The sequence below is a fragment of the Streptomyces cinnamoneus genome (assembly GCF_014650495.1).
GTDB lineage: Bacteria > Actinomycetota > Actinomycetes > Streptomycetales > Streptomycetaceae > Streptomyces > Streptomyces cinnamoneus.
On record NZ_BMVB01000018.1, the window covers coordinates 21,170 to 34,890 of the forward strand.

General features: G+C 74.6%; 13 protein-coding genes. 4 read left to right on the forward strand and 9 right to left on the reverse strand.

What is annotated here, in order from left to right; all coding sequences use genetic code 11:
- Positions 1 to 94: 94 nt before the first annotated feature.
- Positions 95 to 868: an alpha/beta hydrolase gene (locus IE182_RS22725; protein ID WP_190111747.1), complete on the forward strand. Its 774-nt coding sequence runs from the start codon at positions 95 to 97 to the stop codon at positions 866 to 868.
- Entirely contained in the window at positions 861 to 1,454 is a 594-nt protein-coding gene (locus IE182_RS22730) for a hypothetical protein (RefSeq protein WP_190111748.1), read from the forward strand. The genes IE182_RS22725 and IE182_RS22730 overlap by 8 nt, the downstream gene beginning before the upstream one ends.
- Before the next feature lie 78 nt (positions 1,455 to 1,532).
- Here IE182_RS22730 and IE182_RS22735 read toward each other — a convergent pair whose 3' ends face one another.
- The 6 genes from IE182_RS22735 to IE182_RS22760 all read right to left on the reverse strand — a co-directional run bounded on the left by IE182_RS22735 (position 1,533) and on the right by IE182_RS22760 (position 6,475).
- The gene (locus IE182_RS22735) at positions 1,533 to 2,285 is read right to left on the reverse strand and encodes an endonuclease/exonuclease/phosphatase family protein (RefSeq protein WP_190111749.1); all 753 of its coding nucleotides are present in this window, start codon (positions 2,283 to 2,285) and stop codon (positions 1,533 to 1,535) included.
- 68 nt (positions 2,286 to 2,353) lie between these two features.
- Entirely contained in the window at positions 2,354 to 3,295 is a 942-nt protein-coding gene (locus IE182_RS22740) for an ROK family glucokinase (RefSeq protein WP_190111750.1), read from the reverse strand.
- A gap of 89 nt (positions 3,296 to 3,384) precedes the next feature.
- The gene (locus IE182_RS22745) at positions 3,385 to 3,876 is read right to left on the reverse strand and encodes a DUF5304 domain-containing protein (RefSeq protein WP_190111751.1); all 492 of its coding nucleotides are present in this window, start codon (positions 3,874 to 3,876) and stop codon (positions 3,385 to 3,387) included.
- Between the two features lie 57 nt (positions 3,877 to 3,933).
- The gene (locus IE182_RS22750; RefSeq protein ID WP_190111752.1) at positions 3,934 to 5,157 is read right to left on the reverse strand and encodes an ArsA family ATPase; all 1,224 of its coding nucleotides are present in this window, start codon (positions 5,155 to 5,157) and stop codon (positions 3,934 to 3,936) included.
- A 34-nt stretch (positions 5,158 to 5,191) separates the two neighbouring features.
- Positions 5,192 to 5,641, reverse strand: coding sequence for an SRPBCC family protein (locus IE182_RS22755; RefSeq protein ID WP_190111753.1), 450 nt, complete (start codon positions 5,639 to 5,641; stop codon positions 5,192 to 5,194).
- A 72-nt stretch (positions 5,642 to 5,713) separates the two neighbouring features.
- Positions 5,714 to 6,475 (reverse strand): metallophosphoesterase family protein, encoded by a 762-nt coding sequence (locus tag IE182_RS22760; RefSeq protein ID WP_190111754.1) that lies wholly within the window; start codon positions 6,473 to 6,475, stop codon positions 5,714 to 5,716.
- A 266-nt stretch (positions 6,476 to 6,741) separates the two neighbouring features.
- On the opposite strand from IE182_RS22760, the gene IE182_RS22765 reads away from it, so the two are divergent.
- Positions 6,742 to 8,538 (forward strand): AMP-dependent synthetase/ligase, encoded by a 1,797-nt coding sequence (locus tag IE182_RS22765; RefSeq protein ID WP_190111755.1) that lies wholly within the window; start codon positions 6,742 to 6,744, stop codon positions 8,536 to 8,538.
- Positions 8,539 to 8,606: 68 nt separating this feature from the next.
- Here IE182_RS22765 and IE182_RS22770 read toward each other — a convergent pair whose 3' ends face one another.
- On the reverse strand, positions 8,607 to 9,749 hold the full coding sequence (locus tag IE182_RS22770) for a glycosyltransferase family 4 protein (RefSeq protein ID WP_190111756.1): 1,143 nt from the start codon (positions 9,747 to 9,749) through the stop codon (positions 8,607 to 8,609).
- A 185-nt stretch (positions 9,750 to 9,934) separates the two neighbouring features.
- Between IE182_RS22770 and IE182_RS22775 the strand changes: the two genes are divergently transcribed.
- A complete protein-coding gene (locus IE182_RS22775; RefSeq protein ID WP_190111757.1) occupies positions 9,935 to 11,176 on the forward strand; it encodes a glycosyltransferase 87 family protein in 1,242 nt (413 codons plus the stop codon).
- Here the strand turns inward: IE182_RS22775 and IE182_RS22780 are convergent.
- Positions 11,166 to 12,470 carry a gluzincin family metallopeptidase gene (locus IE182_RS22780; RefSeq protein ID WP_373303599.1) on the reverse strand — a complete coding sequence of 435 codons (1,305 nt, stop codon included), beginning with the start codon at positions 12,468 to 12,470 and terminating at the stop codon, positions 11,166 to 11,168. The genes IE182_RS22775 and IE182_RS22780 overlap by 11 nt on opposite strands.
- A gap of 48 nt (positions 12,471 to 12,518) precedes the next feature.
- The gene (locus IE182_RS22785) at positions 12,519 to 13,577 is read right to left on the reverse strand and encodes a C40 family peptidase (protein WP_190111758.1); all 1,059 of its coding nucleotides are present in this window, start codon (positions 13,575 to 13,577) and stop codon (positions 12,519 to 12,521) included.
- Positions 13,578 to 13,721: the final 144 nt, after the last annotated feature.

The following is a 13,721-nucleotide window of genomic DNA, read 5'->3' on the forward strand; positions in this document are numbered from 1 at the left end:
CCTTAACCTGCCTACCCGCCGTGCGGCGCTCCGCGTAGGCTGAGGGCCAGACTCTCTCTTTCCTGTTGTCCCGCTCCCTTGAACGGAGATTCCGGTGCCGCTCCTCCCCGGAGCCGAGCCGTTCCGCCATGACGGCGGAGAGGTCGGCGTCCTCGTGTGTCACGGCTTCACCGGTTCCCCGCAGTCGGTCAGGCCCTGGGCCGATTATCTCGCGGAACGGGGCCTGAGCGTCTCGCTGCCGCTGCTGCCGGGGCACGGCACCCACTGGCAGGACATGGCGATCACCGGCTGGCAGGACTGGTACGCCGAGGTCGACCGCGAGCTGTGGTCGCTGCGGGAGCGGTGTTCCCGGGTCTTCGTCTGCGGCCTGTCGATGGGCGGTGCCCTCGCGCTGCGCCTGGCGGCCCGGCACGGCGACGCCGTCTCCGGCGTCGTCCTGGTCAACCCGGCCAACAAGGTGCACGGCCTGGCCGCCCGGGCGCTGCCCGTGGTGCGCCACCTGGTCCGCACGACCAAGGGCATCACCAGCGACATCGCCAAGCCCGGCATGGAGGAGACCGGCTACGACCGGGTGCCGCTGCACGCCGCGCACTCCTTCCGCCGCTTCCTGCAGATGCTGGACTCGGAACTGCCTCAGGTGACCCAGCCGTTGCTGCTGATGCACAGCCCCGAGGACCACGTCGTCCCGCCGGCCGACTCGGCGCGCATCCTGGCGCGGGTGTCCTCCCGGGACGTCACCGAGCGGCTGCTGGAGCACAGCTACCACGTGGCGACGCTGGACCACGACGCCCGGTGGATCTTCGAGGAGACGTACGCGTTCATCGGCCGGCTCTCCGCGGAGAAGCAGGAGGCTGCCTCCCGTGGCTGAGCGCGACGCGGACCGCGACCGTGACGAGAGCCGCGACCCGCTGGACGAGGACCGCGCGTGGGCCGAGCTCGTGGCGGCCTACGGGGAGCAGCCGGACCCCGAGAAGGGGCGCTGGCCTGCGACGGGTGGCGACGTGAGCGACGACCGGGAGCCGAGGAAGCCGGAGCCGGAGGCGGCCGCCGGGCCCTCCCCCGCGGCCGATCCCGGCCCCGCCCCCGAGCCTGCCGGACGTCCGGGCGGCTTCATCGTCTACGCCCCGGGCGTCGGCCCGCGCGACGCGCCCGTCCCGGAGCCGGCGGACGCCGAGGGCACTGCCGGCGCTGCCGACGTCGACGAGGGCCACTTCGTGCCCCCGGAGCCGCCGCCGCTGCCCACGGGCGACGTGACGTCGCGCTTCGCGTGGATCGCGGTGCTGGGCGGGCCGCTGCTGCTTCTGGTCATGGTCCTGCTGCAGCAGGAGCTGACGTGGTGGATCACCACCCTGGGCGTGGGCGGTTTCCTGGGCGGCTTCGCGACGCTGGTGCTGCGCATGAAGGACGGCGACGACGAGGACGACGACGACCCGGGCCGCGGCGCAGTGGTCTGAGGCGCCCGTACGCGGGGAGGGGCCGGATGCGTCCGGCCCCTTTCGCATGTCTCACGCGCCCGGGACGCCGCGGGTGCGTCAGGCGGCCGGCACGCGCACCGCGCACAGCACGGGCAGGTGGTCGGTCGCCGCCCTCAGGTCCGCCTCCTCCACCCCCGCCAGCCCCATCGGCACCCCGCACCCCAGCACCTCCACGTCCTTCGTGGCGAAGACCGCGTCGATGCGCTGCAGTGGATCCCCGAGCCGCGTCGTGTGCTCGCGCCCCCACGGGCGCGTCGCCCAGCCGTCCTGCAGTTCCTGGGCGAGCAGGGCGAACGTACGGCCGTCGGGCCGGTCGTTGAGGTCGCCGGCCAGCACCGCGTGCGGCACGCCGAGGGCCGCCAGGTGCTCCAGGACCAGCCGTCCCTGCCGTCGGCGCTCGGCGTCGCGGATGCTCAGGTGACAGCTGACGACGCCCAGCCGGGCGGTCCGCCCGAAGCGCACCACGGCCGTCGCGAGGCCCCGCTGGTGCAGGCCCGGGGTGCGGGGCAGCAGGATGTCCTCCGTGCGCTCCACGTGGGCGCGGAGCGAGGCGAGGAGCATCGGGCCGGAGGCGGTCGCGCCGCCGGTGACGTAGGTCAGGTCCGTCTCGCGGGCGAGCCGGGCCGCGGCCTTGCGCCAGCGGAAGAAGCGCGGCGCCTCCTGGATGCAGACGACGTCGGGCGCGCAGGCCCGGATGACCCGGGACAGCGCGCCCACGTCGTCACGCAGGGAGCGGATGTTGTAGCTCAGCACGCGGACGACGGCCGAGCCGTCGGACTCGGTGCGGGAAGCGGGAAGGTCGGGCAGCACGCTGCTTCCTTTTCCGCGCCGGGGCCGCACGAAACGGCGACCGGCCCCCGCCGTGGCGCTCCGGCCGGCTAGCCCTGGCGGGCCAGGTCGGCCGCGCCGACCAGGCCGGCCTTGCCGCCCAGCTGGGCGGCGAGCACCTGCGCGTGCGGGCGCCACTGGCCGCCCACCAGCCAGCGGCGGAAGGACTTGCGGATGGGGTCGAGGACGAGGTCGCCCTCGTCGGAGACGCCGCCGCCGACGATGAACGCCGAGGGGTCGAAGAGCGAGGCCAGGTCGGCCAGGCCCGCGCCGGCCCAGCGGGCCAGCTCGCGGAAGGAGTCGATGGCGACGGGGTCGCCCTGGCGGGCGGCGTCGCTGATGTGCTTGCCCTCGATGCCCTCGGGGGTGCCGTCGCCCAGGCTCAGCAGGATCTCGGCGTTCTCCGGGGTGGCCTGCGCGCGCTGCCTGGCGTAGCGGACGAGGGCGCGGCCGGAGGCGTACTGCTCCCAGCAGCCCTGGCTGCCGCAGCCGCAGAGCAGGCCGTCGGGGACGACGCGGATGTGGCCGAACTCGGCGGCCACGCCGAAGCGGCCGCGGCGCAGCTTGTTGCCGATGATGATGCCGCCGCCGAGGCCGGTGCCGAGCGTGATGCAGATGACGTCGTCGTGGCCCTGGCCGGCGCCGAAGCGGTACTCGCCCCAGGCGGCGGCGTTGGCGTCGTTCTCGACGACGACGGGGAGGCCGACGCGCTGCTCGACCTTGTCCTTGAGCGCCTCGTGCCGCCAGTTGATGTTCGGGGCGAAGAGGACGGTGGCGCGCTTGTCGTCCACGTAGCCGGCGGCGCCGATGCCGACGGCCTCGACCTCGAAGCCCTCGCTGACCGTGCGCACCGCGTCCGCGATCGCGTCGATGACGCCCTCGGGGGTGTCCGGGGTCGGCACCTTGCACGTCGCGAGGATCGAGCCCTCTTCGTCGACCACGCCGGCCGCGATCTTCGTGCCGCCGATGTCGACGCCGATGGTGAGTCCCATGTGTCCCTCAGTTTTTCGCTCGAACCCCGCCGCGCCCCACCGTACCGGAGACGGGGGTACCCCCATGCCGTTCGGGCCAGGTCAGGGATTCAGTCGAGGTCGATGCGTTCGGTTCCGCCGTTGCCGCCGTCGTCGTCGCCGTCGTTCCCGCCGTCCCCGGCCTCCTTGCGTCGCTCGCGCGACGGTTCGTCGCGCGTCCAGCGGCCCTCGTGGCCCTGGACGGCGGCGCGGTAGGCGGCCATGAGCTCGGAGCCGGCGGAGGCGAGGTGGTCGAAGACCTCGGGGTTGCGCTCGATGACGGGCTCGACGGCGGCTCTGGCCTGGGCGACGAGCTGCTGGACGGCGCTCTGGGCGGCGGCGCCGGCGGCGCCGGCGCCCAGGGGCAGCTGGATGGCGGCGACCTTGTCGGTGACGGCGTCGACGAGCTTGCGCAGCTCCTCGGCGGCGCTGCCCGGCTCGTGCGCCCGGCCGGAGCTGGCACGACGGGCGTTCTCGGCGGCGAGGTCCTCGGCGCAGGCGCGCTCCCAGGCGTCGGGGTCGGGCGTCCGGCCGGAGCCGGGGCGCTCGGTGGCATCGGTCATGACGGACTCCTGCGAGCTGGAATTTCCTTCGACGTTACCCGACCGGCCCGGTGGCGTTCAGCTGCTCCGCGGCCACAGCCCGGGGTCGGGCCGGAAGCGCACGCTGAGCGCCCCGTCGCGCAGACCGGCGCCGGAGACCGTGCACCGGCGCAGCGCGGAGGGCAGGGGAAGGACGCGGCGGAACGGTCCGGTGGCGACGATGAGTTCGTCGCCCCGGCGGACGAGGCCGAGGCCCTCGCGGTCGGCGCCGGGCAGCGGCAGCCGCCAGACGAGCATGCCGTCGGTGGCGAGGCGGTCCTCGACGGTCCACGGGTCGGCCGCCTCGCGGACCTCCTCGGGCAGGGTGGCGCGGTCGGCCAGCGCCTGGAGGTCGGTGAGGCCGCGGGGGGAGCGCCCGAGGTGCGGCAGGTCGCGGACGGTGATGCCGTCGGCGAGGAACTCCTCGCACAGCGCCTTGTGGGCGGTGCGCTGCTCGTCGGCCAGGCCCGCGAGCCAGGGGTCGGCGGGGGCGGTGGGCAGCAGGCGGTTCGCCACGAGCGCGTCGATGCGGCAGCCGTGCAGGGCGAGCCCGGCGCGGGCGGTGCGCAGCGCCTCGGTGGCGACCGGGCCGGGTTCGGCGACCAGGCGCACGGTCGTGCCGGCCGACTCCAGGACGTCCTGGACGGCGGCGAGCTCCTCCTGCCAGCGCTCGACGGTCTCGTAGAGCAGCTGGGCGGGCATGGGGACGCGGGCCAGCTGGGCCAGCACGGGGCGCAGCGCGCGGGCGGCCTGGCGCTCGGGGGGCAGCAGGCGGCGCAGGTAGCGGCTCAGCTGCTCGGGCAGGGCCAGCAGGCGCACGCTCTCGTGGACGGGCGGCATGTCGACGACGAGCAGGTCCCAGCGGGCGCCGGTGCGGGCGGCGCGGAGGGCGGCGAGGACCGCCAGCGGTTCGGCGCCGGGCAGCTCGGTGAGCTCCTCGGGGTCGAGGGGGGCGGCGCCGAGCAGGTCGAGGAGGGAGCTGCCGCGTTCCTGCAGGTCGCGGGCGAGGGCGCCGAAGTGCTCGCCCGTGGCGACGCGGGCGGCCCACAGCCCGGGGGCCGCCTCGACGGGCGGCGTCCAGGGGGCGCCGTCGTCGGTGCCCCGGGCCGGCAGCGCCGTGCCGAGCACCGCGTCCGGTGCCCGCCCGCGGTCGCAGGTGAGCAGCAGCACGCGGCGCCCGGTGCGGGCGGCGGCCAGCGCCGTGGCCGCCGCCACGGTGGTGCGGCCCGCGCCGCCGGGACCGGTGACGAGGACCGTACGCAAGGTGGAGCCTCCGGCAGTGGTTCTGAAGCGGACGTCAGGAAGCGGTGCCCGACTCGACGCGCTTCTTGAGCCCGTCGAGGGCCCGGTCGATGATGACCTTCTCCGCCTTGCGCTTGATCATCCCGAGCATCGGGATCTTCACGTCGACGGTGAGCTGGTAGGTGACCTTGGTGTGCTTGCCGCCCTCGGCGGGCTCCAGGCTGTAGGAGCCGTCGAGCTGGCGCAGCATCTGGGACTTGTCCAGGGACCACTGGACGACGTGGGCCCGGGGCCAGCTGTAGTTGAGGGTGTGGTCGTCCTTGATGGCGCCGGCGTCGAGGACCAGGCGCACCTTGCTGGCGCGGCCCTGCTCGTCCTTCTCCAGGACTTCGGCCTGCTTGACCTCTCCCGTCCACTCGCTGTAGCGGTCGAAGTCGGCGATCACGGCCATCACCTCGGCGGGGGTCGCCTCGATCGTGATGCTTGAGCTGGTGTGTTCCGCCATCTGCGGGGCTCCTCCGGTACCGGTCCGCGGCCTCTTCATGGTCTGCCGGTGAAGGCTACCTCCCGCTGCGCGTCACCACTCCAGCACCCAGGGTGTGGCCGTGGAGGCGAAGTGGCCGACGTTGACGCATTCGGTGGCCCCGATGCGCATCCGGCGGGCCAGCGGCTGGTGGACGTGGCCGAAGAGGGCGTACTTGGGCCGGACGGCGCGGATGGTCTCCAGCAGGGCGGAGCTGCCGCGCTCGAAGCGGCGGGCGACGGTGTCGTAGCAGAGCTCGGGCACGTCGGGCGGGATGTGCGAGCAGAGGACGTCGACGTCGCCGAGGGCGGCGAGCTTGGCGGCGTAGGTCTCGTCGTCGATCTCGTAGGGGGTGCGCATGGGTGAGCGCAGGCCGCCGCCGACGAACCCGAAGACGAGGCCGCCGATCTCCACGCGCTCGCCGTCGAGGACGGTGGTGCCGGGGCGGGCGTACTCCGGCCACAGGGGCGGGATGTCCACGTTGCCGTAGGTGGCGTAGGTGGGGGTGGGGAAGGCGGCGAACAGCTCGGCGTACTGCTTGCGGACGGCGGCCTCGACGGCGCTCTTGCGGTCGATGCCGTCCCACAGGGCGCGGGAGAGCTCGCGGGCCTCCTCGAAGCGGCGGGCGGTGCGCAGCTCGACGATGCGGTCGGCGGCCTCGGTCCCGAAGAGCTCCGGGAAGATGCCGCGCGAGTGGTCGGCGTAGTCGAGGAAGAGCACGAGGTCGCCCAGGCACACCAGGGCGTCGGCGCCCTCGCCCGCCCGCGCCAGACCCTCGGCGTTGCCGTGTACGTCGCTGACCACGTGGACTCGCATACGGATCACCCTAGGTGCTGCGGCGGGGCGTCCGGAAGGGCCCCGACCTGCGGTTACTTCCGAGTCACCTAGCCGGGGGGCTAGGGTGCGGGGAGCAGTCCCGTGGCATGTGACGCATAGAACATCTGGGCGCGACCCTCTATTCGAAAGTGGTACTGGTGGGTAACGTCCGGGCAGTCCAATCCCCCTGCCTGATCATGGACCGCAGCCGACGCAGCGCCCCTCGACGACGCGGCGGCGCCGGCGCCCGACGAGGAGCAGCAGTCTTGCGCGAGTTCAGCCTTCCGGCCCTGTACGAGGTCCCCGCCGACGGAAACCTGACGGATCTCATCCGCCGGAACGCCGCACTCCACCCGGAGGTGGCCGTCATCGGCCGCAAGGTCGACGACCGCTGGGAGGACGTCACCGCCGCCGGGTTCCTCGCGGAGGTCCGTTCCGCCGCCAAGGGCCTGATGGCCGCGGGCATCAAGCCGGGCGACCGGATCGGGCTGCTGTCGCGCACCCGCTACGAGTGGGCGCTGCTGGACTTCGCCATCTGGAGCGCGGGCGGCGTCACCGTGCCGATCTACGAGACCAGCTCGCCCGAGCAGATCCAGTGGATCCTCGGCGACTCCGGGGCCGTGGCCTGCCTGGTGGAGACCCCGGCGCACGAGGCCGCCGTGGAGTCCGTGCGGGACCGGCTGCCGGAGCTGGCGAACATCTGGCAGATAGAGCGCGGGGCCCTGGAGCGGCTGCGCGCGGCCGGCGAGACGCTGACCGACGAGTCGGTCGACGAGCGCAGCGCGCTCGCCCGCGCCGACTCCCCCGCCACCATCGTCTACACCTCGGGCACCACCGGGCGCCCCAAGGGCTGCGTGCTCACCCACCGCGCCTTCTTCGCGGAGTGCGGCAACGCCGTGGAGCGGCTCAAGCCGCTGTTCAACACGGGCGACTCGTCCGTCCTGCTCTTCCTGCCCGCCGCCCACGTCTTCGGCCGGCTGGTCGAGGTCGCCGCGGTGCTGGCGCCCATCCGCCTCGGCCTGGTCAGCGACATCCGCAACCTCACCGACGACCTCCAGGGCTTCAGGCCCACCCTGGTCCTCGGCGTGCCCCGCGTCTTCGAGAAGGTCTACAACGGCGCCCGCGCCAAGGCCCAGGCCGACGGCAAGGGCAAGATCTTCGACAAGGCGGCGGACACCGCCATCGCCTACAGCCGCGCCCTGGACACCGCGGCGGGCCCGTCCTTCGGCCTGCGGATCAAGCACAAGATCTTCGACAAGCTGGTCTACAGCAAGCTGCGCGCGGTCCTCGGCGGCCGGGCCACGCACGCGATCTCCGGCGGTGCCCCGCTGGGCGAGCGCCTGGGCCACTTCTACCGGGGCATCGGCTTCACGGTCCTGGAGGGCTACGGCCTGACGGAGTCGTGCGCGGCGACCGCGTTCAACCCCTGGGACAAGCCGCGGATCGGCACGGTCGGCCAGCCGCTGCCGGGCTCGGTGGTGCGCATCGCCGACGACGGCGAGGTGCTGCTGCACGGCGAGCACCTGTTCACCGGCTACTGGAACAACGAGGCGGCGACGGCGGAGGCCCTGTCGGACGGCTGGTTCCACACCGGCGACCTGGGCACGCTGGACGAGGACGGCTTCCTGAGCATCACCGGCCGCAAGAAGGAGATCATCGTCACGGCCGGCGGCAAGAACGTCGCCCCCGCCGTGATCGAGGACCGGGTCCGCGCCCACGCGCTGGTCGCCGAGTGCATGGTCGTCGGCGACGGCCGGCCGTTCATCGGCGCGCTGATCACCCTGGACGAGGACTTCCTGCCGCGCTGGCTGGAGCAGAACGGCAAGAGCGCGGGCCTGACGGCCGCCGAGCTCGCCGAGGACGCCGACCTGCTGGCGGCCGTGCAGAAGGCGGTCGACGACGGCAACGCGGCGGTCTCGAAGGCGGAGTCGGTGCGCAAGTTCCGCATCCTGCCGGCGCAGTTCACGGAGGCGTCGGGGCATGTGACGCCGTCGCTGAAGCTCAAGCGGAACGTCGTCGCGAAGGACTTCGCCGACGAGATCGAGGCGATCTACCACGGCTGACGCCGGAACGACCGGACGGGCTGGGCACTCCGGCCCGTCCGGCGTGTGAAGGCACCGCGCGGAGGGCGCTAGAGCAACGCCTTGAGCCGATCCGCCAGCAGGTCCCATCTCCAGCGCTCCTCGACCCACTCGCGGCCGCGTTCGCCCATGCGCCCGCGCAGCTGCGGGTCCTGCAGCAGCGTCACGATCCGGTCGGCCGCCTCCGCGGGCACCCCGCCGCGCACGACGTAGCCCGTCTCGCCTTCGAGGACCGCGTCGGGGGCGCCGCCGGAGTCGCCGGCGACGACGGGCAGGCCGGTGGCCGACGCCTCCAGGTAGACGATGCCGAGCCCTTCGACGTCCAGCCCGCCCCGGCGCGTGCGGCACGGCATGGCGAAGACGTCACCGGCGCCGTAGTGGGCGGGCAGCTCCTCCCAGGGCACCGGCCCGGTGAAGCGGACCGCGTGCGCGACGCCGGTGGCGTCGGCCAGCTTCCGCAGGTCGTCGGCGTACGGGCCGCCGCCGACGACGAGCAGGACGGCGTCCGGCACGGCCGCCAGGATCCGCGGCATGGCCTCGATCAGGGTGTCCTGGCCCTTGCGGGGGACGAGCCGCGAGACGCACACGACGACGGGGCGGTCGGCGAGGCCGAGCCGGGCCCTGATCTCGTCGCCCCCGGAGCCGGGGTGGAAGGTCTTCTCGTCCACGCCCGGCGGCAGTTGCACCATGCGCGCCGCCGCCTCGGGCGTCAACGCCGCGGCGATCCGCGACCGCGTGTACTCACCCAGATAGGTGATTGTGTCGGTGCCGTCGCCGATCCGTCGCAGCAGCTGCCGGGAAGCGGGCAGCTGGGCCCAGCCGGCCTCGTGCCCGTGCGAGGTGGCGACCAGCCGGCGGGCGCCCGCCCGGCGCAGCGCCGGAGCCATCAGCCCCAGGGGTGCGGCGGCCCCGAACCACACCGAGGTGCAGCCGTGCTCCCGCAGCAGGCCCGCCGCGCGCCGGGTGACCCGGGGCGTGGGCAGCAGCATGGTCGTACGGTCACGGACGACGGTGAAGGGCTGCTCGGCGTCGAACCGGGCCGTCGCCTCCACCCCCTCGCGGCTCCGCTTCCAGGTGGAGGCGTAGACCACGATGCTCGCCGGGTCCAGGCGCAGCGCCATGTTGTGCAGGAATGCCTGGATGCCCCCCGGGCGGGGCGGGAAGTCGTTGGTGACGATCAGGGTCTTGTGCATCGCCGTCCGACAGTACCGGGTGCTCCCCCGGGCCCCTCCGGGGGTGCCCCCAGGGCGGCAAACTCTGCGCCGCGTCCCGCCACGTCGTCGCGCAGGGGCCCCCTCGACCGGCATGATTCCTTGCAGTGACGGCATGCACACTGTGCGTGGTGACGCGGGGTGGATCCGAAAGGACGAGGTGAATGATGGTGGCGGGCACTGGTCTGCGGCTCTCGATCGTGGCGTGGGCCGTCACCCGGGCCGTTCTGATGATGTGCGTCTTCCGGGTGTGGGACATGCCGGGCTCGGACGTCTCCGTCGACATCGAGGTGATCTACCAGGGCTGGTACGGGGTGCTGCGCACCGGCATCTTCCCCTACGACGACGTCACCTGGCAGTACCCGCCGGCCGCCGCGCTGGCCGTCCTCGCTCCCGGGCTGCTGCCCTTCCTCGGCTACGCCCCCGCGTTCTTCGTGCTGTGCCTGCTGGCGGACGCGGCGGTCATGGGCATGCTGCTGTACTCCGTGCGGGACGCCCGGCGCAGCCCGCTGGGCGTGTGGGTGTGGGTGGTGGGGGTGCCGCTGCTCGGGCCCATCGTCTACGCCCGCTACGACGTCATGGTCACCGCGGTGGCCGTCGCGGCCCTGCTGACGGCCGGCCGCCGGACCCGCCTGTCGGGGGCCCTGACGGGCTTGGGGGCGCTGCTGAAGGTGTGGCCGGTGCTGCTGCTCATCGGCACGCCGCGCGGCCCGCGCACCCGTTCCACCTGGACCGCGGCCCTGGTGACGGCCGCGCTCCTGGCGGTGTTCTGCACGGCCGCGATGCCGGGGGCGCTGGCGTTCCTGACCTTCCAGCGCGACCGGGGCACGGAGGTGGAGTCGCTGGGCTCGCTGGTCTTCCACGTGGCGCGGCACTTCGGCTGGCACGGCAAGGCGCGGCTCAACTACGGCTCGGTGGAGTTCCTGGGCCGGCACGTGCACGCGGTGAGCGCCCTGGCGCTGGGGCTGAGCATGCTGGCGTTCGCGTGGCTGCTGGTGTGGCGGCTGCGGGCCCGCAGGTTCACGCCGACGACGCCCTACGACGCGGCGTTCGCCGCGGTGCTGCTGTTCACCACCACCAGCCGGGTCATCAGCCCGCAGTACATGGTGTGGCTGATCGGCCTGGCGGCGGTGTGCGTGACGATGCGCACGCCCCGGCAGATGCTGCCCGTGCTGCTCGTGGTGATCGCGGCACCGGTCACCCAGCTCGAATTCCCCATCTGGTTCTCGCACGTGGTGGCCAGCGACAAGCTGGGCGTGGCCACCCTGACGCTGCGCAACGGGCTGCTGGTGGCGGCGACGGTCATCTCCTGCACCCGGCTGTGGCGGGAGACGGTGTCGCAGGCGCCGCCGGCCGGCGAGCCGGACCCGCCGACCGAGCCCCGGGAGTCCGCGCTGGTCAGCCGGTAGGCCGGCCCAGCGCGGCGGCGACGTAGGAGCGCCAGCGTCCGGTGAAGTCGTCCCGGCCGGTGCCCAGCACCTCGCGCAGCGCCGCGTCCAGGGCCCCCGCCCGGCTACGGTGCGAGCCCACCGCGCGGTAGAAGGCGACGAGCTTCTCCTCGCCCCACTCCTCGGCGATCATGCGGCAGGCCAGCCAGCCCTCCTCGTACGCGCGGGCCAGCCGGCCGGCCTCGCCCGCGAAGCCGAAGTCGGCGTCCTCGGGCAGCTGCTGCGGTGCCCGGCCCGCCGCGACGGCCTCGGCGAGCTCGGGGGCGGCCTGCCGGGGCGTGCGGCCGCTGGTGCGGTAGGCCGCCCAGTCCGCGAAGCCCTCGGAGAGCCACAGCGGGGTGGCGGCCGAGGTGCGGGAGCGGGTGGCGACGTGCGCGGTCTCGTGGGTGAGCACGATGCGCCGCCCGAAGTCGCCGAGCGCGCCGTACGCCTCGGGGTTGACGATGATCCGGTCGGCGGGGGCGGTGCCCTCCCCGGTGGCCCCGGAGGCGGGGGAGGCGCCCCCGGTGCCGACCACGCCGGTGGTCACGGCGGCGATGCCGCGGTAGTGGGAGGCGGGGGCGCCCAGGAGGGCCGCCATCCGCTCCAGCGAGGCGGGCATCTCGACCACGACGCGCTCCGCCCAGCCGCCCCGCCACGCCGCGTCCACCGCGGGCACCGCCCGGTCGGCGAGGTCCGCCAGCGCCCGCAGCCGTGCCGGGTCCTGGTCCACGCCGAGGACGAGGCTGCGCTCGCCGCGCACGGCCGTGACCGCGCCCTGTTCCCACAGCTGGCCGCCGCCGGAGGCGGGCTCCTGCCCGGCCACGTACCAGCGGTCGCCGCGCCGCACCAGCGTCAGCCGCAGCGAGGTGGTGACCGGTGCCGTGTCGTAGCCGTCCAGGCGGTAGCGCAGCTCGGCCTCGGCGGCGACGCGGTGGCCGTCGCCGGGGAGGGGGCCGAAGCCGCCGGTGCGCACCAGGCGGTACTCCCAGGAGGCGAGCGGCACCTGTTCGAGGCCCGCGAAGACCCGGCGCCGCTCGGCCCGGTAGCCGTCGGCGGCCGGGTCCACGGCCGCCAGGTAGGCGGCCTCGTCCCGCTGGCGGACGGCGGCCGCCCACCGGTCCAGGAGCCGCTGGGCGGCGGTGTCGGTTCCCTCGGTGCGGGTGCCGGGGCCACCGGGGCCGCAGCCGGCCAGCGCGGCGAGCAGGGCGAGGACGAGCAGCGCCGCCGTCGGGCAGCGCCGCGCCCGCCGTGCGTTCCGCCCGCTGCCCGTCACGCCCGCATCGTACGAGCCGGGTGGCCCCCGGCCCGGGTCAGGGCACGCTCATGGCCGGGTGACGGAGGAAATCGGCATCATGTTGGCCGGGTCGTAGCGGACCCGCGCGCCGGGGTAGGGGGCGTGCACGACCTGGCCGTTGCCCACGTACATGCCCACGTGGCTGGCGTCGTCGCGGTAGATGACCAGATCGCCGGGCCGGGCGTCGGCCAGGGAGACGTGGCGGCCGGCGTTGCGCTGGGCCTGGGAGGTGCGCGGCAGGCCCACTCCGGCGCGGCCGTAGGCCCACTGCATCAGCCCGGAGCAGTCGAAGGCGCCGGGCCCGGTGGCCCCCCAGGCGTACGGGGAGCCCACCGCCGACCGGGCCGCCATGGCGGCGGCGGCGCCGCGGCCGGAGATGGCCGCGAGGTCGGGCAGCAGGCCGTGCAGGGGCCCGGCGGCGCGTTCGGCCGAGCGGGAGGAACGGGCGTAGTCCGCGCGGGCCGGCTCCGGGAGGGAGTTCAGCAGCCTGCGGGCCTCGGCGAGCTTGCCCTCGACCTCCTCCTTGTGGCGCTCGACGGCCGCCCGGCTCGCCTCCAGCTCGGCGAGCGTGCGGGCGGCCTCCTGCCGCTCCTGGCGCAGCGTGCGCTGCGCGGCGAGCAGGGACCGCAGCTGTCCGGCCTGGCGGCCGGTGACGCGGTCGAGGGTGGCGGCCCGGTCGAGGTAGCCGTCGGGGTCGGAGGACAGGAGCAGCTCGATGGCGGGGTCCACGGCGCCGTTGCGGTACTGGGCGGTGGCGATCATGCCGAGGGCGGTGCGCAGGCGGTTGACCTGTTCCTGGCCGCGCGCGACGCGGTCGGCGGCCTGCTCGACGCGCTCGCGCAGGGCGTCGGCGCGTTCGCCGGCCGCGTTGTACTTCTCGGTGGCCCGCTCGGCCTGCTCGTAGAGCCGGTCGAGTTGCGCTCTCACCGTCCCGGTCGCCTTCGAGTCGTCGGCGGTGTCGCCGGGCCGGGCGGTCGCCGGGGCCGCCGAGAGGGCGGCCGCCGCGGTGGCCACCGCGGCGGACAGGACGGTGACCCGCATGCTCTGGCCGAGGCCGGACTGCGAGGGACGGCGATGGGACGCCACGGGGGGCCGCACTTCCTTCCACTGTGTGCGGACCCTTGCCGCCCGGTCGACGGGCGGACGACAGCGGGGGGACCGCGCGCCAGACAGTAGCGGCGCGCTCACCCCCTGTTCAAAGACCTGGCGGGGTCGGACGACTGACGCCCC